The following is a 21,714-nucleotide window of genomic DNA, read 5'->3' as shown; positions in this document are numbered from 1 at the left end:
TGCATATAGCATTCATATGAGCGCAACCGCAAGTGGATTGCTCACGATAATGGCTGATCGTCCGTATGACTACTTGAGCGCCCTTGGCGCGCGCATCGCGATCGCACGCAATGAGCTTGGTATGTCGCAGGTGAAAATGGCCGAAGCTCTCGGAATCTCTCTCCGCGCTTATCAGAGCTATGAGCTGGGCAAGCGCTCGATCCCTGTCGAAGCATTGGTCGAGTTGCACCGTCAATTTCGGGTAGACCTGAACTGGATTCTGTTAGGAGTCGAGGCCGTCCGGTTGGAGCATGATCTGACTGCGCTGGAAGACTTCGAGGTCGCTCTGGACAAGTATTTGTCTGACAGCGGGACCAAGCTGAAAAGCGAAAAGCGCGGGGCGATTGCCGCGCGCTGGTACCGATCCTTCCTGGAAGGAAAGGAAATAGCCATGGACGATGTCCACACCTGGATAGAATTGTTGAGAGAATAAAAATGGACCTGAGACAACCCGATACTTGGAGGCGTCACCAATTAGCGGCAACCGAACGGATGCAATGCGACATTGGCCGTTTCACGCGCCCTGTGATCGACGTTATGTGTGTTTTTCATTGACTTACTTGATGGCGTGGGGTGCGCTATGTGTCCTCTGGAACGGAGATGGCATGCCATGGGCGCCACTCCTGACTGCCACGGTTGCGGGTTTTGTCGTGGTGGCGGCCCTTCCGGCCTTTATGCTAGCCGTTGGGATTGAGAGCTATTTCTCTCGGCGCCTGCGTTCAATGAGTAGAAACGATATAATCTGACTCGACCACGCGGATTCACACCATTTCTGAAACGGAATGTATTGATGATCAACGATGTTGCTCCATTGGGTGGTGAGGTAATTGGCAAAGCCGCAAGCCGCGAAGATGCCTGGTGGCTTTGTAAGCGCTATGGACTGAAGCCATTTCCATTGGATGACGCCTCAGCGGTGAGCCTTGAGGACGCCGAGAATGGATCGAAGGTGTGGACTGTTCCCTGTGAGCATACCCAATTCCCATATGATCGTGCTGCCTTTGAAAACCGGCGCCGTGATGGTTTGGCTGAATTTGAGAGCGGTCTCCCAGCTTGGCCGGTTGCTGAAGAAAATGGGATAGCATTTCAAACCTTCAGACAGCGCCTCAAACGAGGTTGGTCGGGTGAAAGGGCTGCAACTGAAGGTGTTCGGGACATAGCGCATAATCCGAATGATGAGTGGGAGGTAATTGCGCTGGAAAACGGGCTATCTGTACGCGCATACCGAAGTCGTGTTCAAGCTGGCTGCCCTGAACCTATCGCGGCAACAATGGGACTAAGCTGGCGACGGTGGTAAGATGCCACTCTTGGCGTGCATATACGGCCCAAATCCACCCTTCGATGGTGGTCACGGGCGCTGCGGCGCAGCCCGTTAGAACGGACTTTCGCTGCAGGCGCAAATTTTTTAGGGCGTTGAAAAACAGCAAGCGAACTTCCGGCCCTTCGCGAGGGCGGTCAAATTGACTTTTCTCGCCTCACGGACGATAACGCCCGCATGGTTGAGAAGGACATCCACATAGTCGCCCGGTCGGTACGGTATCCCCTTGGCGGGATGCCGGGAAGACAATCACGCGACCTGACCACGCCGATTGCCAGCCTCGGCCTCGCCCTTTTGGACGAGGTACTTTGGCGTGGAAAACGTGCCTCGTCCTCCCCTTTCTCTGGAGACACACATGGCACAGAATATCTACGACGATCCCGATTTTTTCGCTGGCTACAGCCAGCTTCCCCGGCAGGTGCAAGGGCTAGATGGTGCGCCGGAATGGCCCGCCATCCGCGCGTTGCTGCCGGACGTCACAGGCAAGCGTGTGGCCGATTTGGGCTGCGGCTTCGGTTGGGCATCCCGTTGGTTCCGCGAGAACGGTGCGGCCTCGGTTCTGGGGCTTGATCTGTCACAGAACATGATCGAGCGGGCGCGGGCCGACACTGACGATGCCGCCATCACCTATCGCATTGCCGATCTCGACGCGCTCGACCTTCCGGACGCCGCGTTCGATCTGGTTTTTAGTGCGCTGACCTTCCACTACGTGCAGGACTTCGGGCGGCTGATGCGGGCGATCCACCGCGCGCTGACGCCCGGCGGCGATCTGATCTTTACCATCGAACACCCGATCTTCATGGCCGCGACCCATCCGCATTGGATCAAGGACGAGGACGGTCGCAAGACATGGCCGGTCAACGGCTATTCGATGGAGGGCGAACGCCGCACCGACTGGTTCGCGGAGGGGGTGCTGAAGCATCACCGGACGCTGGCGACCACGCTCAACACCCTGCTCGGCGCGGGCTTCGCGCTGCGCCGGATCGAGGAATTTGCGCCGACGCCGGATCAGATCGCGACGATGCCGGAGCTGGCCGAAGAGATGGAACGTACCGATGATGCTGATGGTTTCGGCATACAAGAGCTGATCTGGTTGCCGCCCGGTCCTTCTGGCCGGGCGGCATACTACAGAATGGCGTGAAAGGGCTCGAGCGGTCATGCGGCGCTGCAACCGATCGCTTACACACCTGGCAGGGCGCGATGATGCGCTCGGCCCAAACCTGCCGTCCACATAAGGAAGCGGTGCTGCATTGCAGCTTCCCCAAAATGGTCATCCGGTCTAAGTAGCTTTCCAACTTCCAGTTCGTTCAGAGTCCGTATGATCCAGTACAGAACCCTTGTTGGTGCGACCGCCACAAAAGAAGAGGTGGATACCTTCGTCGAGTTGGTTGGGTCAGGCGGTGCCGTTGATGAGAACTATGTCCGGAGAGGTGCGGTAAGACCGGGCGCTCAAATCATCTTCGCAGAAGTTGATGGCCAAACGGTTGGCGTTGCTGCCTTGAAAGTTCCGCTGGTCGGATACCGATCTGGCCTTCAAGAAGCCGCAAAGGCGGGCTACTCGCTGCCGGAAAGCGAATATCCGTATGAGCTCGGCTATGTCTCAGTTTCGCCCAAATATTCCGGCCAAGGTATAGCGAAAGCATTGGTCGCAGAAGTGCTGCTCCTTGCGACCGGAAACGGCGTCTTTGCGACCACAAGCAATCCCACGATGAAAAAAGGTGTGCTACCATCCTTCAAGTTCGTCCCTGTCGGCAAGACCTGGAGGAACGGATCGGGAGACATCCTCAGTCTTTTCGTTCGGAAGTCACAAACGAAATGACGGTACCCAATCGTGTCCGGCCCAATCCAGACATTGGTGGGTTCGTTCGACGCCGGACCGCAGCTTCCTCAATCCCGGCATTCGCTTAGCTAGAAGTTTAGGTGCGCTATTTGGACTCGCCTAGCCGTTCGGGCAACGAGTTGGAGATCGAATGTGTGCGCTTGATCACCTTGCCTCTGCGGTTCTTATGCTCGGTAAAGATAAATGGGATATCGGTGCGCTCACAGATATTCGCAACGAGTTTCTCTTTCTGGTACCAAAACCCGATTCCGCAAGCCCAGTCGCGAGCGCTCATGAGCCAGACATCTTCTCCACCGAAATCAAATGCGACTATGACCCGAAGATCGAACCACTCCTCAATCAAACGCACGTCGTAAGGCGACATTCGCGAAAGAGTCGGTTTTTCAGGCCGTCTCCAAAATTCAGACCCGAGCGCTTTCTCGAACTGGGTCTTATCTGTTTTGCGTCGAAGTCCATCAACCACCCAAATCATAGGGGCGTGAAACAGAGTGCGTTTTTTGGCTTCCACTGACTTGATGGCGGAATGCTGAACCTCGACCACGAGACCATTAGGAACCTTGACATCGGCGATATGCAACTCGCCAGCCTTGTCTCGGGAGGGAATCTCTTGCCAATCGGCAGGAAAATAGTTCTTCCACGATCTGTGCCAGTCGGTTTCAGGCTCCCACCAATCATCACAATGGCGTTGTCCCTTATGGGCCCAGTGCCAAACTTTCTTCGAGCCGCACTTTGCGATCAGCGGTGCTCCGCACCCAGGGCAGAGCCCAACAGCGCCGGGAGTGGCCTCTACTCGTATGTCTTCGGAAAGCGCAAATCTCATCTTGAAGACCTAGGCATGGGGTGCGGGAGCAACAAGGTATAGTGGGCTGAAATTTTTCAGAGCCTTGATGTCCTACGAACACGATAATCAGCTGAGGATATCGTCCACAAAAGCCAAAATCCACTCGGCCCAAAGGAGACCTCAATGGACACGCTCTACGCCGCAGCACAGCGCCGCCGGTCCAGCCGTTCGTGCATCGCGCAACATTGGTATGCCGACTTAATACTTGACCCAACGAAGGTAAGATGCGGTGAATGGTCCGCCTATTGGCTGGATACTGCGAACCTCCAAGTCTCTTGGATATCCTTCTTGCCAGATTTCTCAGTGCGTCGCCACGAGTGGGATTTGATTGAGATCGGGCCAAAATATTGCTCGTATGCCTCCCGACCTTTCTTTGACAAAGTCACCATTTGACCGTTCCCATAGCGCCCATCGTCGTCGATGGATTGACACAAGCCATCACGCCAAACAATCGTCTTGGCGCGCCAATTTCCATCGCTATCATAGTACACGTAAGGATCATTGGTGATACTGTGCCAATTCAGTAGCTTTGCAACCTCGGGATTGAGAACGATAACTTGCGAAGGCTTCAGGTCGAGCTGATGTGGCAAAAAACGGCACACTGGGTCTGGCTTCTGAGACTTGCTTGCGTCCAGAGCGACCAAATATCCGATGCGCACAACACGACCGAGCTTGGAGAGCGCCTCATCAAGGCTCGGCACTACCGGAAACTCCAGCCTGTCACACATCAATTGCTCAACAATCAAGACATCTCGCGAATCCTTTGCCTTCCATTCTCGGAACTCTCCGATCACAATTCCAAAAAACGGATCTGCTTCTGCGACATCTAGGGCAACATTTTCCAACCACTCATCCAGATTGTCCCCCCAAAGATGCCGAGGAATATCTGGCCAGGGCAGCGTGGGCGGCCTCTCTTCGATCATCGGGAGTTTCGCGCGATCCGGATCACAATGTAGTTCATGGAGAACCAGGCGTACTTGGTCAAAACTGAGATGATCCGCAAACCAAAGCTCGCGGGCAACGTGCCGCAGTGCTCGAATTGCCACCTCCGAGTGCGGGCGGCGGTAGGTCAACTTTATGCCAACCCGCGATAGCTTCGCCTCTTGTTGTTTTGAGGCCTCGTGCCCAAACACGTTGATGCCGCCCCATGAACTAACCAACCGAGCCACTCGAATTCGAATTTTCACGGCGGGGATACCAGAGAAGTCCTCCAGTACTTCGACGACACGCAACCAGTGTTCAGTCCAACCCAGGGCATCGTCTAACAACAGCGCATGTGAGTGATCGTCTCGCAATGCCGTCCCTTTCGCCCTATCATCCAGTGCGAATTCCAGTGAATAGAAGGGCGGTAGTTCGGTTGCAGGCATTTCCAAGGGTTGCCCCCACTTAGAACCCAAGAAGAATGCCGAAGCAGAAACACCAACGTCCGGATCGGAAACCAAGTCTGAAAGATCATCCCGAAATGCCCGTCGGACATCTCTGTTTTCATGTGATTGCACCAACAAATCCATGGCACGCATTCGTTTTTCCCCACCGCCGCCAAGTAACCTCCTTATGAGCGACTCGACGATAGGTTCTTGTCTCTGATCCAATAGATCGCAGACTAGGTTGGACGCTTGAAGTGCCAAGTCAGTTGCGCCCAAATCCAAGCTCATTTCCACCAGCCTGACGACAAGTTCATCATCGTCCTTCAACACGTCGGAGAGCGGCAGATCGCTCCCGGCCTGAAAATCTCGTCCCGCCCGAATGTTGTCTTCTAAACGGTTCCACAATCCGGCCCATGGCACCGTTTCAAAAAGGAGCGGGAAAATCTCATCAATCGACCACAGCGTTGTTGAGACGCCGTACTTGGTCACCGCAATGTCTTCGACGAAATCGTGAAGCGCGACATTGTGTACATCGCTCTCCCCAACGATGTGCCTAATCTGGTGATGCCGGAAACGACCGCGGCTGCTAGGCCAACTCCATCCGGTCTCCAGATCTCCTTTGAACGGTTTTAGGATCTCCCTAGCACGTTCGCTTCTGCCCGCTTGAACTGCTTTTTCCGCAAAGGCCTTCGCGATTTCCCAGTCTTTTGTGACCTTCGGGTGTTCTCCTAGGAAGCTATCCGTTTCTGCCCATGTCGCAGCCCCAATCACCCGAACGATGGCTTTCCGTAGGCCATGGCTAATCCCGCCAATGTGCCAGTTTTCGTTTCTTTTCTTGTGGTATTGGGCCTCGTGTTCGATCTCGACGGAGATTTGCCCGAAGTCCACCAAGTGACCGTAGTCTCGGTTGTCGGGGTTTTCTTCATCTTCGGGTTTCTCCTCGGATTGCCACCTGTTTCTGGCGGTTTCCGCCAGCCCCCCACCATACCGTTTTTTCGCAGCGTCCTCGACTATTCGAAGGAGCGTGGTCTTGACGTAGGGTGGAGCGTTTGTTCCGATCGCGTGGACAACTACTTCTTCGAGACCGTCGAGTTGTTCGCGAGGTGCAACCTGGAATAGCCTTTCAAGGAAGGCACCCGTTTCAGTCGTGCTCCTCCAGCCATCATGAAGCCATGGCAGTGCAAGATGGCACCACACCAGTAGTGCGACATTCGCCTTTTCCGGGCTCCTGACGACCAAGCCATGCAGGCACGAGTCAAGAACACCAAACCACGAAAATGCTCCACAATCCGTGGCCCATTGCACTGCGCTCCAAGCCGTAGTTGCGTCTGGAACCGATGCTTCAAAAAGCACCTGTTGCGCCATTCGCGCCGCTTTGTCATATCCGCTAGTGTTCTGCAGCCCATCAACGAGGCGAACCGCAACAAGAGAACGGGATTTTCGGTTGGAGGGATCATCCTGGTTGGCAAGCGCCAACACGTCGGTCCAAAGTTCGTAGTCACCATCTTTTTTTGCGGGTCGATACGAACCGAGAGCTTCCGACCGGAGACCTCGCAAGATCGCCTGTGCGGGTTCAATATCGCCAACCTTCGCGCAGGCGATTGCGAACTCAACTTTCTCTGAAAGCGCCTCTTGCGGATCATCAACTCGGATATCCTGGAGCGCGGCGTTCAAGCGTTCGATCGCGCGTTCGCGATCACCATCCAAGTTGAAGAGACCAAGGATCAGTTTCCGGCGAAAACCAAGCCACCAACGAAACGCCGTTCCTTCTTGCAGGATAAGTTGATCATACGCGCGAACCAAGGGCGTGTAGTCTGCTTTGGCCTGCTTGATCAATTCTATGAGTGCCAACGCAATCTGCGCCGCCAGGGTCGGCATCAGATGACCGACAGACCAGTCGTCGTCGTTGGTTAGTCTCGCCGACGCGAGGAACTGCATCGCTTCTGATGTGACGCGAGAAACCTCGCCAACTTGGAGGGAACCACGTGTGCGGGCTGCACCAAGTTGACGGCCCAACTCAATCAAGTGGTGTTGCGCACCCCTGAAAAGGCGTTCTTTGGGCGTCACGATGTCCGGCAGAGGCAAATCGAGCGCCGAGAACAAGGACGCAACGGACACCAACTCCACGCTGGCTGCACCAATTGCCTCAAACAGCTGGTATCGCTCGTGGTCGAGTGGCTTGGGTGACAACAGCTTCGCGATCGATCGCGCAAGCGCCTGATCACCGGCACGGAATGCCATTCGAGCTGCAGAGAGATGCCATGAGGAATGCAAGTCCTGGAACGAAGAACATTCGGTGAGAGTCTTCAGAACTTGCAACCCGCTTTCCGCGTCGCCACCGGCGAACAGGTTTTCTGCGTGCTCCAAACGGAGCAGCGGTATTGCGTTTTCGTCTACAGCCCAGAAAGCTAGGAGTTCGTCTACATTTGAGTACTCTGTGAGCTCGACCGAAGCCCGAGCAAGGCAGTATCGCAAGTGCTCTGTGACCTCTTCGAGATCAGCCTCGTGAGGAGAATGACGGTTTTCGTGCTGCAGCCCCGTCAGGTAGTCCTTCAGGGTTGTGACAAGCGATGAACGATCCATGAAACGCACGGCTCGTCGCGCCCACTCTAATGCGGCTCGGTCTTCGCCTCGGGTATGCACATTTAAACTGGCGAATGCCCCCCAAAAAGGTCAGCCTCTTCGAACAAATCCCTTGCCTGATCGAGCCGCCCTTGTTCGAGGAGGGCATCCACCACCAGCCATTCCTTCCCTGCCGGATGGGTGTGACGTAACTGCTCAATCGCCGTATCAAAAAGCCCCGCCGCGAGGTAGGCATCGATCAGCGGATCGACGCCCTCAAAAACTTCAGACCGGCGAGATACCTCATCGCCGGCAAGCATGAGATCAAAGAGTTTTTCCGGATCACGGTCATTCTCGACCAACCGATAGGCATCAGAGATGTCCCCGTGAACATCGTATGGAGACCGTCCATCCAGATACTGTTGGACAAAAAATTGCCGCCCCGACATCGCCAGTGCTCGCTCATGTTCACCGGCAAGAAAAAGATATCGAAATGCGAGCCATCTCTGTGGGCTGGATTCCATTGCCCTCCCAGAGAGTTCCGCGAGAGTTGAGTAGACCTTTGGAGCCCGGAAGGCCTCGTCCGGTTTTCCAAAGCGGAGTACAGCCTTCTCTCTCAAGAAGAGGCGAAAACTGTTGTGGAATACGTCCCAATAATCGCGCTTTTTCTGGAGTAGGTGACCCGCGTATTTGAGCGCCGTTTCCACGGCTTCGTCAGAGGTGGCTGATGCAAGAAGGTCTGGCTCGATCCCTCCCTGTGCAAAAGCGATCAAGAGCAAGACTTGCTGAACGAGAGTGGCACCGTCGGAAGACGACGCGCCAAGCCAAGCTGTTTCGTAGACCTTTTCGAGATCGCCGTCGAACACGAAGGCCCCGCCCAGCAGGTCATCCGCTTTGGTGGGGTCCTGTCGGAGCAGTTCCACCAAATATCGAGTGACCAAGGGGTGCCCTTGCCCGACGTCATGAACCGATCGTCGGTCTATTTCAATTGGAAGACCGAGTTGATCGGACATGCGTTTTGTCGCGCCGAAGTTCAGAGGCTGGACGCTGACTTGTCGCCCTTTTTTACTAGCTTGGCTCCTCACCGCTACGGGCATGTCTGATAGATCGATCCGCTGCGTTCCCAACACAAACACGACACCATCCGGCACAGCATCGGGTAACGGCAACGCGGAGAGAAGAGACCTATCGGGCATCTCTTCCCTTGGAATGTGATCCAATCCATCGACCACAACCATGAATCTGGTGCCGTTCTCGCTGAACTCCTTGCCCGCACGGAGCAAAGAACCTTCAAAGGCACGTTGGCGTCCGAGCCGACTGGTTTCAAACAGCCGCTTGCTGCCGCCGAGGATTTCCGAAAACTGAGCGTTCAGGTCGTCAAAAAAGTTGTCTGCTTCCCCGCGTCCCTGCCCCTGAGCGCTACCGGGTACGAATGCGAGGTAACGAAGCACTTGAACGCCAGGTTTTCCTTTGAGGGCTCGCTGAAGTAGCGTCGATTTCCCAGAGCCGGGTGGGCCAACCAACCCAAGATACCCGGACGAACAGTTATCAATTGCCGTTTGCAGTTCGGCTTCCGTTTGTTCGTTCTTTTGGACGAAATTCCCTAGCGGAAACCGGTGGTCAAAACGAAGCCGGTAGCTATCCGGCCAGTTGAGTGCCTGAAGGAGCTCTTGCCGCGACCATCGGCTCTTCTGATCGTTTTCCACGATCAATGCTGGAATTCTGTCACGCAGGCCTAGGATTTGTTGCTCGACCTGAACATCGTCAGAAGATGGGATCAAACGCGAAACGGAACTTCCGGCGACCACTTCAAAACAAGTAAAGAAGTCGGCGAACTCCGCGTCATTTAGTTCCGAAACCCGACGCAGCTGATCAAGTAGCGGCTTCCATTTGGTGTTTTTGAATTTCTCAAATAGGAAACGGTTGGCATTCCAGTCTCGCATGAACTGCTCAGTGGATGCCTCGTCCTCATCCTTCAACAGGCAATCATTCTTAGTGAGAGGATCGTCGGTTACATAGATCAGCCGCAGTTTTTCATCTGGAAATTGCTTCCGAAGCATTAGAAAGGATGATGCGAGCCGCTTGACCTCTTCACCTTTTCCCAAGAGCAGCGCCGTTACGCCTATACCTTGAGGGTTCTTCGAACTCTTAATCTGGTGCGCCAAAACGCCGTCAGTAGTACCTAGGACAAGATCATCCAGAACACCTGCATCGCGATCCGCCCATCCCACCCAGGCGAACGAGCGTTCAAGAAGCAATGAGTAGATGCGGCGCGCGGAAAAATCATCTTGACGCAAGTAGCCACGACGGGCAGCACGTTCGCCTTCGCTTGGAGGTTTTTGGGGATCAATGGTCAATTTTGGCATACTTAAAACACTCTTCGGCGTCAGGTTGAACGTAAGCGTCCGTTGAACCCTACCTAACCCTTGCGTTTGGCGGAGGCTCAGTCTCCACCATCGATAGTGGTACTATGCGGCACTCCTTGAGCGGGCGGAAGAAGCGTCTTTGGGCAGATGAGGAGAAACGGGAGATCTAGAGACCGTCTACGTCTAGCCGCCTCGGCATCGCTGAAGTCGGAGTGAACGACTGCTTTCAGCGATACGCCATGCGGCAATCGCACCTGCAGCGAATGGCAGTTCTCCGCCCTTCGTGCTAGCGCCCAGGTTCATCTGCGTTTTCTACGAATGCCCTGATTGGGCTGACTACAATAGTGCAACTTGCCATGCGCGGGGCTGTGATCAACAGAGACACGCATTGCATTGTCGGAAGACGGCACCGAGCCATTCTGTTCGATGCATAACTTTCGGTCTTGAGGGCTCAAGTTGGCTTCCTGACGCCTCAAGTTTGAAAGTTGTTATGCAATTGAAATTTAAAAATAAATTCCACCTCCTGTAGCGTTTTTGACCTGTCCGGTAGAATCGGGTCAGCGAAAAAGGAGGGCAAAATGCTCACTATTAGAAAGCAACTTTCGGCAATCACGATGGCGACATCGTTGATCGCTTCCCCAGTGATCACTATCGCTGCGGAAAATGCCTGGCATTGCGATGGCGCGACCAACATCGACGATGATGAAATCAGGGCGCGCGCACCCAACCGCGCAATGATGCGTGTGCTTCAGGAATACCGTGACCGGTGGGATGCCCAACACATGCGCGCCCAATGTGAAGCCTTCGCAAAGGGCCAGCCATATGAAATCGCCTGCCTGAACGACCGGCGGAACTGGGACGAGATTGAAGCGATGGTACCGGAAGAGTTCTGGGAGCTGCCACGCAGCGCGGTTCGTCCGATTTATTTGGCCCTGCAAGAAGAGGATAGCGGAGCCAGTGCCGCGCTAGCCTACTGCCGCGACGTCGGCGCTATCGAGTAACGGAGGCACGAGTATGGCGACGCATATTGCAGATACAATGAAGCTGATTGACGATGCTGTCGAAGGATATTCCAAAAGCGTTTTCGAAACATTTGGCGAGCCCGTCGCAAAGATGGTGGATGCCATGGGGATCGTAGGGGTCGCTTTCATCGCCGCGAATGCTCTCCTTCAATGGGCGCCGATACGGGCCTCGGATTACATGAAATGGAGTATACGCTACATTCTGGTCTTCGCCGTGGCGACCAGTTGGGCATCGTTCCAGCCAATCTACACCATCATAACAGAAACGCCGGGTTCCATCGGTGCAGCCCTATTGGGCGCGACGGACGCGCCAAACCTGAATGAGGCGTTGGATCGCATGATTACGGGGCTGTTCGATTTCTCGGATCGCGCCGGAGATCAAAGCGGGTTGATCGGGATCAGCATTACATCCGTGCTGGTATGGGTTTTGGGAGCATTGATGGCTTGCGTGGCGATCATCGTCACCTCCATCGGAAAATTGGCCTGGCCATGTCGGTCTCTCTTGCCCCTGTCTTCGTTCCGACTTTGCTATTCAAGGCCACCAACAGCCTGTTCGAAAGCTGGGCGAAATTTACGATTGGCTTTGCCATGATCCCACTGGTCTCAGCTGGCATCATGGGGGCGGTCGTCGGCGTCGGGGAGGGAGTGATCGACGACGCTGGGAAGGCGAAAGAGTTGAGCCAGGCAGCAGGCTTTCTGATCGTGGGGCTTGGTGCCGTCATTATGATGGCGAAGGTGCCGGATATGGTGAGTGGCCTGGCTGGGACAATCGTAGCGACGACCAGCGGATTGCAGGAGGCGCGGAGCGCCGCAAGCGCGAGCAAAACGGTTGGCTCCCGCGCGATAGACGCGACCAGACCACGGGTTACGCAAGGCATGTCGGCAGCTGGCGCGGCGCGCGCCGCACAACCCGGAAATCGGGTTGCTGCCGCCCTGCAAGACGCCAAGATGACCTCGGATGCGATGAAAAGGAACCGTGAGACAATCGGCCAGAAACATGCCGAGCGCGGCTCCGTGGTCAGCCGCGCCGAACGGCGGGAGGCCGGTCGCGCAGGCATGATTGAAGCCGCTCGCTCCAACAAGGCTGCCCGCACCACCGAAGAGATCCGTCGGCACAAAGGCGAAGGCGAAGACAGCGCCAAAATCAAGCTCATACGCGCTCAGGTGGCGAGGTCTTCCCAGCGGAGGGGATCATGATATTCGCCCCAATGCGCCACGCGGTGCAAGAGGTAGAGGTTAACGTGCCTATAGGCACACCAAGCCAAAGCCAGCCTAAGTTGTAGGCTGTCCCGAACAGCCTTGCTCCTGTCAGACCTCTTTAAAGCCCGCGTCCACCATCGCGTTCGCGGGCTTTCCTTTCTGCGTTGCGCCGCTCTTGATCGAGGCGCTGTTGGTCTTCGGGCGCGGTCTTTTTCGTAGCGTTCACTTCGGTTGCGTGGCTTGCGCCCGCCGCATCCATGCTCGGAACGGTTTCCGTATGCTGTTTAGGGCCTTCAACGGTCCCGCCGATCTCGCGGGCCATCGCATTGGCGGCAGCGTAGATCACGGCGATCTCGTCGTGCATCCGGGCAAACTCCTGGTCGCGTTGCGCAGCGGTTTCCTTATGGTCGCCATGCTCGCTGCGGTGACGTTCTCGCTCCCTCGCCTCTGCATCGCTATACTGATCGGCCAGAGCCTTCGATGGTGAGCCCCCGGAATACCGTTCGACAGTGGCGCTCGGGTTTACTCCATACTTCTCGGCAATCTTGCGGACCTGTTTGTCGGCTTCCTTTTTGATTTCGATTTCGCGGGGTGTTCTTGCCACCATACCCTCAAAGCGCCCCCGCTCGGCAGGTCGCTGATAATCGGTCATTTGGGGCTGGCCCATGTAGGGGGCCGCTTCGGCCTTCAAAGCTGCAACCTGGCGCATGAACCGGACATGGGTGGCCGCATCATCAATATTCTCAAGCCCCTCGTCCATCTGCCTAAACTTCTCGCGGGCTTCGGCTCGGGCCGTCTCAACACGCTCGGCCATAGTCGTGATTTCCTTCGCGCTGACCGTCGATCTGTGGAATTTCTCTGTGACTTCCTGGCCGTTCTGGATGGCTTCGGCGGTGTTACGCAGAAGTTCGGCCAGCTCGGGCGCCGGCCCTTTCAGCAATTTCGCTTCGGCAGAGAAGCTGCGGGCATAATGGATGATGGCCGCCGCGCTGCGCGCGACCGTCACCGGCGTATGCTCCGGTGCTTTCGGTTCGCGGCTCTCCGCCTGCGCACGACGATACTCGGCATCGGGGATAGGGCGGCTTCATGCGCCCCGTGCCAAACGCGGTGTCGCCTCAAGCTCGATGCCTTCCGCCTTCCCTACCTGCACAGCCACATCACGCATGTTCTGATAGTTGAAATCGCTACGCTTCGACACTTTTAGCCACGTCTCGTTGTCTACCCCGCGCCGGTGAACGACAACATGCGTATGGGGATGATCCCGGTCGGTGTGAAAGGCCGTGTAATAATCGAAGCTGTCGCCGCCATAGTTGCCCGATCCGAACATTTCCTCGGCCCAGGCCCGTCCGGCCCGTTCGACCGCCATCACGCCGGTTTCACGAGGAAAGCTCACGATGAAATGCGACGTGCGATCTGCCTTGCCGCGCCCATCTGTCGGCATGTTCCAGCCTGCCACCATACTTTCGACTTCTTCCGGCCCGATCTCTATGCCCATGAATTGTTCAGAACGATGCAGCTTCACATCACCGTCTCGTACGAGATAATTCATTTGCGCCTTCAATCCGGTCGCGTCGCGCGCTCCCCCGGTTCGCACCATCTTGACCACCACCTGCGCGCTGTAGCCCGGCACCGTCGTGGGCATGGGAGAACCGCTCAAAGCAATGTCACGCCGGTGAGCTTCCATAAGAGATCGGCGTATTTGTTGCCGCGTCGGACCACCTTCCCCGAAATCGACGATGGCCCAATCCTCGCCCATGATGGCATCGAGCGGAGACACATGAAGCGGCGCGGCCCAACCACGAGCGAGCATGTTCAGAACAAGGTCGCTCATTGTTTCCCCGCCTTTTGCAAGCGGGCGTCTGCGTCACCACGTCGCTGCGCAGTGTCCATGATCTTTCGAATCTTGTCCTGGACCCGCATCAACTCCTTTCCGAGAAGGGCACGCTCTTTCATAAAATCCTGATAATGCGGGTCGTCCTTCTGGTTTGCCGCCTTCGCGATCTGGTTCACGTTTCGGGCGATACCGGAAAGCTGTGCGTCCATGTTCTTCAGGAGGGCCAAAGTCTCTGTATCGACCTCCACGAACCTTGCGACCCGGCGAACGGCGATCCGTAGCGCCCGGTTTCGGTTCAGGCCACGGCGTTCGATCTCCCTGTCGAAATCAGTCAGTTCATCAGCCGTCATCTTCACTGAAATTGGACGATCAACGCGACCGGTCTCTCCGGTTTTGGGAGCCCCCACCCAGTTGCCGCCCTTCATGCGGCGGCTCTTCCATGGCGCCTGGCCTTTGTCATCTCTGATCATTGCGGATGGCCTGTCGGCGTTGGGTTTTCTCTATACTCGCAAAAGTTCTACTTTTGAATATATCCTGCCTCGCAAAAAACCCAACCCTTCTCCCTTCTCTCTCTCAGATGCCTCTCACGCCCGAAGGGTGCGAGACACAAAAGCGACGCCTCCGGCAGGGGCCAACCTATTGTAAATGAACAACGCCACGGAACGGTTGTAAGGGGGAGGAGGTGCAAAGCGCCGTTCTATGACCCCGAAACAACCGGGCACACCAGTGCGGCCTCCAGCGGACCGCTATGGCGTTCTTTGTGTTCCAGGCTCCAATTTTGGGACATCAGGGCAGCAATATCCCAATGCAGCAATGCCCCGTTGCAGCAACGCAGCAATACATCAAAACCGCTATCCCCCATTACAGAAATACAGCAATATCCCATTGCAGCATTGCAGCATTGCAGCATTGCAGCATTGCAGCGGTGCGGCAACGTACCGGCACGTCACTTCAGTAACGGAAAAGTCCGAAAAGGCCGCAAAGCCCCAGCTACGTTCTGAAACTTGACTGCGAAGAAGCCCCTATTTTCGGAAACTTTCCCGTTTTTCTGTTGATCTTGCGGCCAGGTCACTACTTGACCCGCGCCCGCTTCGGAAAATCAAGCAAAAGGTAGTAAGTTTTACATTGACAGTGCATGTGCGCAGGTTATTTTGCGGCCATGGATGACATTGACCTCAAAATCATCGGCCTTCTGGCCCTGGATGCGAAAAGATCGCTGGCGGATATCGGCAGCACTGTCGGACTGGCCCCGTCCAGCGTGAACGAGCGCATCCGGCGGCTGACCGCCTCGGGCGCCATTCGCCGGTTTACCCTCGATCTCGATCCGGCGGCGATGGGGATGCAGACGCTGGTGTTCGTCTGGATCGCGCTGCGCGAAGATGCAGATGAAACGGCTTTTCGCGAATATGCGGAAAACCACCCGCTGATCCTGGAATGCCACCATGTCACCGGGGCATGGGCCTACTTGGTCAAGCTCCGCGTCAACGCCCCGCCCGAGATCGAGGGGTTTCTGACCGACCTGAAGGAGCATCGTTTCCTCGGGCGCAGCGAAACCGTGATCGCCCTGTCCTCGCCCGTGCCCGGCTCGTTTACGCCAAAGGAAGTGTAACCATGGACCCCACCCTGTTCCTGAAGTCCGTTCTACTCGGGCTGGCCATCGCCGCGCCGCTCGGCCCTATCGGGGCGCTTTGCATCAACCGCACGCTGGAGCGCGGTTTCATTGCCGGGGCGGCGGGCGGCTTGGGCACGGCGCTGGCCGATGGTGTCTACGCGACACTCGCGGCCATGGGGTTTGCCGCGTTCTCAGGCGTGCTGGCGCAGATTGACACGCCGCTGCGGCTGATCGGCGGAGCGTTCATGCTGTGGCTGGGCTGGAAAAGCCTGACACCGAAACCGCCCCGTGCGGCGGCGAAGATATCGGCGCGCGATTTGCTGGGAACGACCGCGGCAACCTTCCTGCTGACGATCACCAACCCGATGACGATCCTGTCCTTCGCGGCGTTGTTCGCCGGTCTGGGGCTCGCCTCGGCCTCGGGGTTTTCAGGCGCATGGCCGGTGGTGGCGGGAGTCTTTGCCGGATCAATGCTGTGGTGGAGCTTGCTCAGCGGCGGTGTCGCGCTGGTGCATCACCGCCTGCCCGAAGGCTTCACGATCTGGGTCTCACGCCTGTCCGGCGCTGTTCTGATCGGCTTTGGCGTCTGGGCGGTAACATCGGCCTTGGTCTGAACCAGCCAGTAGGAAGGTACAGGAAATGTATTCGGTGCTGCTATGGATGTTGACGGTCTCTTGTCGGATCGGCGGCGTAGACAGTAACGCAATTGAAAAGGCGCGCGCAAAACGCAACGCAACTGATTCAGAGCGCTTTGATCGATGACGAAGTGGGCATGGGGCAGTCGAAGACTGTCGGCAGGCCTGGGCAGTTCAACCGACAACGCCAATGTTCATGAAAAGAGCAGCGGCGGACGGCTGAGCCCCAAAACAACGAACGCAGCACAGCCGATGATTGTCGGCTTTTTTCAAGACATATCATCTCGATGGGGTGTAGTGCCAACTTGCATCAACCCTGTCTGAGGACCTTTAAATGATCTTTCGCTATACAATTTTATACGTGGATGACGTCCCGGCGTCCGTGGATTTCTTCGAAAAGGCATTTGGTTTTGAACGCGCTTTCCTTCACGAAAGCGGCGACTACGGTGAGCTGATGACTGGAGCCACCAAACTGGCCTTTTCCTCAAAAGCGCTGATGCGCCAGCTGGAGAAGAATCCTGCTTCACCCAGACCGGACGCCCCGACATTCGAGATCGCCTTCGAGACGGATGACGTTAAGGGCGCTTTGAAAAGGGCCGTCGATGCTGGCGCTACGCTCATTCAGGATGCGCGGGATGAGCCATGGGGGCAGACGACCTCATATGTTGCCGATCTCGAATGGCTACCTGATCGAGATTTGCTCTGCGGTGCAACTGCCGGAGTGACGCCATGATGAACGAGATATTCGAGCAGGTGAAAGCCCTGATCCTGACGGTTGAGCCCAACGCGGCATTCTTTGAAAAATATGGCGGCATAATTGTCGAGAGTGCCCCCGGACATGCCAAATCGCAGTTCTGCGGTGTCTTCGCCTACACAAACCACGTGTCCCTGGAATTTACCCATGGCGCGGAGCTGGACGATCCCGATGGAATTCTGGAAGGCCGTGGCAAACATCGCCGCCACATCAAAATCGCCCGCCTGTCTGACATCACCCAAAAGCGATGCGAAGATTTTCTACGCCAAGCCCGCGGGCTTCAGGGGGATTTCCTCTGACCAGTTACCCAGACCAGGTTGCGCCAGATCGTCCATGGCGCTTGAGTTTCGGCGTAGTTGTTCGGGCGTCCGTCCAAACCACCGCACGAACTCTCTCGTCATATGGGCCTGATCGCTGTAGCCATATTCCAATGCGATCTCTGAGAGCGGAACGCGGTATGGCAATGCCTGAACAGCCCGTCTGGCCCGCCCCAGCTGACGCCAGAAGACCGGAGTGGGAAGGGACAGTTTCTTGAAGTGACGTTGCAGGGTCCGCTCCGATACGCCCTGCTGCCTGGCCAGCCGCTCCACGCTGCTGCCTGGAAGGCCGAGGGCATCAATGATCTCGGTAATTTCCTGATCATGCCTTATTCTATCCCCGATCTCTGCGCCCAGATTTGAAGGGTCGTGGTTTTCGATCTGGAGATCGGCCAGCGATACGGTAGCCCCAGGCCGTAAGCGATAGCCAATCAAGGACATTCCCGCCGTGAGCCTCACCTGTCTTGGCGAAAAATCCCAATCAGTAACGCGAACCAGATCGCGTCCGGTCTTACCACAGGAAGAGACGAGGATATCGACACATCCATCGGGCAATACGACCGATACTTCATCCGCCGCAGAGGTGTAGGTCCAGCGATGAACGCGCGGATTGTTATCATTGGCAGGGCAACGCATAGGCCCAACATGAACCAAAGGCGGTCCTTGATCCAGTGGGCAGGAACACCTGCTTTTCCCTCGCATGTCGTACCGCGAACCGGAAAGATGTGGGACAACATGCCGTTAGCCCGGTCAGCAGAAGTGGCTGCTTTGCTTTCCGTGCCATCAACAGTCTTCAGCGGCCTAGAGCTGGTCTGCGGGGCAGTTTGCCCGACAACCGCAATCCGTCGCGCATATTTAGTGCAAGGAGCGTGATGTTTGCCGCCCCGGCGATAAGCTCCAATGCCTGGATGACATAGAACCCGGTGTCGAAAGCGCCGGCCTGGGCTTTGACCGACAGGTAGAGCGCGGATGGAATAAGCACCAGGAGTCCATTGACCGCAATGATGGGCATTCGCTTCCGTTTCCGTGTAACCACTTTCCCACGCCAGGTTTTGCCAAGCCTGAAACCGGACGCTCCGGTTATTGCCAAAGCGGGCACAAGGATCAGGAAGCCCCAGGGGATCAATGTCTTGATCGTGGTGACAACTACGGTGCTCGCGAAGAGTTCGGAAAATACGGTCGACGCCCAGAACGTCATGATCATGACAAGCGCCAGGGTACCGGCGATGGGATGGGCAACTTTCATCATCGATTTTTCTCCGTAAATTATATAGCCTGCTATATATTATTGCATAGCTTGCTATGCAAGTGCTAAAAAGCGCTATGGAGTTCAAAAAAACCAGTCTGCGGGCTACCTACTCAACCATCTGGCACGCATCTTCGCGCGCGGTCTGACGGCACGCATCAAACCGCTCGGCCTCACAACCGGTAATTTTCCGGCACTGCTTGAACTATGGGAAGCGGACGGCCTCACCCAGAAAGAGCTGGTTGAACGGCTGGACATTGAGCAGGCGACGATGGCCAACACCCTGGCGCGGATGGAGCGCGATGGTTTGATTGTTCGAAAGAAAGACGAAAACGACGGGCGCGTGCAGCGGGTCTGGTTAACCGAGCAAGCCAAGGGCCTGCGCGTTCCTGCCGTCTCAGCAGCCCTGGACGAGAATGAATTTGAACTGGCTGGACTGTCGAAAGCCGAAAGGGACCAGTTCGTCGCCCTGATGCAAAAGGTGATCACGAGCATTTCTAATGAGACAGGCAGCAAAAGCTAACATATGCGCCTTCGCGTAGACCAGCTATTACCTCACAGCCAGATTTCGCCGCGCATGTCACAAACCTCCGCTCTGCCGCTCCCGCAAGGGCATCAAGCGTTTCGATATTTTGGGGTCTCCACGCTCGATGCCCTTGCTAACCTCTCGCGAAGGCGTTGACCGAAGATGCACGGTAGATATTTCCAGAAGGTGAGGAACAGGCGCAATTTCGCCTATGGCGCTTCTGTGGATTCAGCTATGGACTGTAATTTTCTATTCCGTCACAGAACAAAAAAGTGAGGTAGGAATGCGGTTTAACACAATTTTCATTTCTGGATGTGCGGCGCTGGCTCTCGCGGCCTGTAAGCAAGACTTGGCTGAAATCAGCGACGAACAGCTTATCGCCCTTCTGGGCGACGGCGGTGAGCCTGCGCAGATCACGACGAAAACGCGCGAATGCGCCGAGGTCCTGGGCGGGATCAATGAGGCGGTTTATCAGGACGTGCCTCAGGACATGCTGGGCATGGTGAAAACCGAATGTCGCAAGCGGTTTCAAGGCTGGCTGAACGATTCAGAGCGCAACAGCACGGAGCTGACCTTGGAAGATTTCGAACGTGCGGAGCTGGCCGAACGGATCGTTGCGCTGGATGATGCGCAGGAAGCGGCGCGGGCCGAGCAACGCGCGGCTGAGGACGCCGCAAAGATCGAGGCCATGAAAGCAGAACTGGCCGAGGCCGCCGCCGCAGGGCAGGAACTGAAGGCCGGGCTTCAGGAACGGCGCGATATTCTGGCCCCCGCCTGCACAAACCTGCGGGGGCTCCGTGAAGAATTGCAAGAGGTGAACAGGGTGCATAGCCTGTTCAACCGGGGCCTGCCGGCGGTTTGCACTGGCGAGCCGCTGCGGCGTGAGGTCGAGCAGATCGAAAGATTCGAGGCTCGGATAGACGGCTTTGAGTTGCCGGAGCCCGGCGACCGCATTTTCTCGTCCGTGCCGCCGCTGCCGCGCATCGATCTCGACGAGATCGACGGGCAGATTGCGCAGGTCGAAGCCGTCACAGCGGACTATCGCGCCGCACTGGCGGAAAACTGACGCCCCGCCGGGTTGCTTTTGATGGCCCGGCCAGTAACCTGATCGAGCGGAACGGGCGGAGACGCCCGTGGCCGCGACGGCCGGCGCGCAAGCACCGGCCGATCAGTTGCCGCCTGAATCGAGGAGCGTCATAGATGAAGTTTGGCAAAGCCTTGGTTCGGAGCGCTGAGGAAGCCTTGGACATTGCGCAAGGCAAAGCCGAACCGGCCCGGGAATGGGTGTTCAAAGCTCATGATGAGGATGTTTCTGGCTCTCCTCCAGCGCAAGAAGACCCGCGAAAGTAGCACGGTACCGTCAAGCGCCGGAGACGTTCAGGACGTATTCGTGACGGTCGATGAGGCAGCGTCACCATGGGGCCGAGTTCAGCCAACATGGCGATAATCCTTATGTGCCCATGCCTGCCGGTACATATCGCGCATCACGACAAGCTGTTCTCGCCATTCTGAACTGTCCCGTGGTGCGGGAGTCCGTGCAGGCAACCAGAAACCGACATGCTGACCATGAGGCGATACAGATAGGTTTCGCTCCAACGCCCCCATACCATATTCTTCCAGCCTCTTGTCCCAATCCCTGACGAAACAGATACCCCTTGGCACAAAAACCAGCCGCCGACCATCTGGGCGTGTTTCGCCGGATTGCCCCTCATCAGGCAAATCCGGCGCAGACGCGACCAGCCGTTCTTTTCTAAGTTCTTGTTCTCTATTCGGGGGGCGATTTTGTCCCCCTTTGCTGGACAAATCTGTCCCGCTTTGCGGACAAGGTTGTCCCCCTTTGGTGCGGCTAAGGGGGACAACCTTGTCCCCTTCACGGCGCCGATCCGAGGCCCGCTGCATAGCCGCCTCGGTCGGGCGGTAGCGGGATGATTTCCCCTTGTTGGTCCCGCGCTCCACGGTCATATAGCCTGCCGCCTCGACCTTGTTCAGCGCCCGCTTGACGGATTTGGCATGTTTGCCGATAGCCGCACCGATGGTCTCAAAGGAGGGGTGGCTTTCGCCGGTCTCATGATCCGCATGGGCCAACGCCAGGTAGAGCGCCACGCGCAGAGCGTTGTCGTCCAACTCGTGATCGGTGACCATCTCCAGCAGGTATTGCAGCTTGATCTTGCAGAAGGGCAGAAACTCAGACATCGGCCCCTCCCGCGATTGCGATCACGCCTGCGATCTGGTATCCAG

Annotated in this window: 20 protein-coding genes and 1 pseudogene; 12 read left to right on the top strand and 9 right to left on the bottom strand. The window is 56.5% G+C overall.

Annotation, left to right across the window (positions count from 1 at the left end; translation table 11 throughout):
* Positions 1–49 precede the first annotated feature (49 nt).
* The 4 genes from ABFB10_RS18855 to ABFB10_RS18840 all read left to right on the top strand — a co-directional run bounded on the left by ABFB10_RS18855 (position 50) and on the right by ABFB10_RS18840 (position 3,173).
* Complete coding sequence (locus ABFB10_RS18855; protein WP_066703580.1) at positions 50–472, top strand: helix-turn-helix domain-containing protein; 423 nt, start codon at positions 50–52, stop codon at positions 470–472.
* Positions 473–829: 357 nt separating this feature from the next.
* Entirely contained in the window at positions 830–1,333 is a 504-nt protein-coding gene (locus tag ABFB10_RS18850) for a hypothetical protein (protein ID WP_155846067.1), read from the top strand.
* Positions 1,334–1,709: 376 nt separating this feature from the next.
* Positions 1,710–2,495, top strand: coding sequence for a class I SAM-dependent methyltransferase (locus tag ABFB10_RS18845; protein ID WP_347167675.1), 786 nt, complete (start codon positions 1,710–1,712; stop codon positions 2,493–2,495).
* A gap of 177 nt (positions 2,496–2,672) precedes the next feature.
* Positions 2,673–3,173, top strand: coding sequence for a GNAT family N-acetyltransferase (locus tag ABFB10_RS18840; protein WP_347167674.1), 501 nt, complete (start codon positions 2,673–2,675; stop codon positions 3,171–3,173).
* 106 nt (positions 3,174–3,279) lie between these two features.
* Here the strand turns inward: ABFB10_RS18840 and ABFB10_RS18835 are convergent, their stop codons facing one another.
* From ABFB10_RS18835 to ABFB10_RS18825, 3 genes are all read right to left on the bottom strand, one after another.
* Complete coding sequence (locus ABFB10_RS18835) at positions 3,280–4,014, bottom strand: competence protein CoiA (protein WP_347167673.1); 735 nt, start codon at positions 4,012–4,014, stop codon at positions 3,280–3,282.
* A 263-nt stretch (positions 4,015–4,277) separates the two neighbouring features.
* Positions 4,278–7,985, bottom strand: a complete 3,708-nt coding sequence (locus ABFB10_RS18830; RefSeq protein ID WP_347167672.1) for a hypothetical protein — start codon at positions 7,983–7,985, stop codon at positions 4,278–4,280.
* Positions 7,986–8,047: 62 nt separating this feature from the next.
* Positions 8,048–10,330 (bottom strand): ATP-binding protein, encoded by a 2,283-nt coding sequence (locus tag ABFB10_RS18825; protein WP_347167671.1) that lies wholly within the window; start codon positions 10,328–10,330, stop codon positions 8,048–8,050.
* Between the two features lie 578 nt (positions 10,331–10,908).
* On the opposite strand from ABFB10_RS18825, the gene ABFB10_RS18820 reads away from it, so the two are divergent.
* Complete coding sequence (locus ABFB10_RS18820) at positions 10,909–11,331, top strand: hypothetical protein (protein WP_347167670.1); 423 nt, start codon at positions 10,909–10,911, stop codon at positions 11,329–11,331.
* A 13-nt stretch (positions 11,332–11,344) separates the two neighbouring features.
* Positions 11,345–12,549 (top strand): annotated as a pseudogene (locus ABFB10_RS24270) (TrbL/VirB6 family protein).
* Between the two features lie 121 nt (positions 12,550–12,670).
* Here the strand turns inward: ABFB10_RS24270 and ABFB10_RS18805 are convergent.
* The 3 genes from ABFB10_RS18805 to ABFB10_RS18795 form a co-directional block, all read right to left on the bottom strand.
* A complete protein-coding gene (locus ABFB10_RS18805; RefSeq protein WP_347167667.1) occupies positions 12,671–13,558 on the bottom strand; it encodes a hypothetical protein in 888 nt (295 codons plus the stop codon).
* A gap of 78 nt (positions 13,559–13,636) precedes the next feature.
* Entirely contained in the window at positions 13,637–14,383 is a 747-nt protein-coding gene (locus tag ABFB10_RS18800; protein ID WP_347167665.1) for a relaxase/mobilization nuclease domain-containing protein, read from the bottom strand.
* Positions 14,380–14,856 carry a DNA mobilization endonuclease VirD1/MobC family subunit gene (locus tag ABFB10_RS18795; RefSeq protein WP_347167664.1) on the bottom strand — a complete coding sequence of 159 codons (477 nt, stop codon included), beginning with the start codon at positions 14,854–14,856 and terminating at the stop codon, positions 14,380–14,382. Before ABFB10_RS18795 ends, ABFB10_RS18800 begins: the two co-directional genes overlap by 4 nt.
* 689 nt (positions 14,857–15,545) lie before the next feature.
* On the opposite strand from ABFB10_RS18795, the gene ABFB10_RS18790 reads away from it, so the two are divergent.
* The 4 genes from ABFB10_RS18790 (at position 15,546) to ABFB10_RS18775 (ending at position 17,686) form a co-directional block, all read left to right on the top strand.
* Positions 15,546–15,995, top strand: a complete 450-nt coding sequence (locus ABFB10_RS18790; protein WP_347167663.1) for an Lrp/AsnC family transcriptional regulator — start codon at positions 15,546–15,548, stop codon at positions 15,993–15,995.
* 2 nt (positions 15,996–15,997) lie between these two features.
* Entirely contained in the window at positions 15,998–16,612 is a 615-nt protein-coding gene (locus tag ABFB10_RS18785) for a LysE family translocator (RefSeq protein ID WP_320177623.1), read from the top strand.
* Positions 16,613–16,967: 355 nt separating this feature from the next.
* Positions 16,968–17,366: a VOC family protein gene (locus tag ABFB10_RS18780; protein ID WP_347167662.1), complete on the top strand. Its 399-nt coding sequence runs from the start codon at positions 16,968–16,970 to the stop codon at positions 17,364–17,366.
* Positions 17,363–17,686, top strand: coding sequence for a DUF1801 domain-containing protein (locus ABFB10_RS18775; protein ID WP_347167661.1), 324 nt, complete (start codon positions 17,363–17,365; stop codon positions 17,684–17,686). Before ABFB10_RS18780 ends, ABFB10_RS18775 begins: the two co-directional genes overlap by 4 nt.
* On the opposite strand, the gene ABFB10_RS18770 is transcribed toward ABFB10_RS18775, so the two are convergent.
* Positions 17,648–18,340, bottom strand: coding sequence for an AraC family transcriptional regulator (locus ABFB10_RS18770; protein WP_347167660.1), 693 nt, complete (start codon positions 18,338–18,340; stop codon positions 17,648–17,650). The two genes, ABFB10_RS18775 and ABFB10_RS18770, sit on opposite strands and share 39 nt — an antisense overlap.
* A 157-nt stretch (positions 18,341–18,497) precedes the next feature.
* Positions 18,498–18,953, bottom strand: a complete 456-nt coding sequence (locus ABFB10_RS18765; RefSeq protein ID WP_347167659.1) for a hypothetical protein — start codon at positions 18,951–18,953, stop codon at positions 18,498–18,500.
* Positions 18,954–18,984: 31 nt separating this feature from the next.
* Between ABFB10_RS18765 and ABFB10_RS18760 the strand changes: the two genes are divergently transcribed.
* On the top strand, positions 18,985–19,473 hold the full coding sequence (locus ABFB10_RS18760; protein WP_347168064.1) for a MarR family winged helix-turn-helix transcriptional regulator: 489 nt from the start codon (positions 18,985–18,987) through the stop codon (positions 19,471–19,473).
* Between the two features lie 286 nt (positions 19,474–19,759).
* On the top strand, positions 19,760–20,542 hold the full coding sequence (locus ABFB10_RS18755) for a hypothetical protein (RefSeq protein ID WP_347167658.1): 783 nt from the start codon (positions 19,760–19,762) through the stop codon (positions 20,540–20,542).
* A gap of 362 nt (positions 20,543–20,904) precedes the next feature.
* On the opposite strand, the gene ABFB10_RS18750 is transcribed toward ABFB10_RS18755, so the two are convergent.
* A complete protein-coding gene (locus ABFB10_RS18750) occupies positions 20,905–21,669 on the bottom strand; it encodes a helix-turn-helix domain-containing protein (protein ID WP_347167656.1) in 765 nt (254 codons plus the stop codon).
* Positions 21,670–21,714 lie beyond the last annotated feature (45 nt).

The sequence above is a fragment of the Ponticoccus litoralis genome, assembly GCF_039769985.1.
Classification (GTDB): Bacteria; Pseudomonadota; Alphaproteobacteria; order Rhodobacterales; family Rhodobacteraceae; genus Ponticoccus; species Ponticoccus litoralis.
This window is presented reverse-complemented; position numbering and strand designations above follow the sequence as displayed.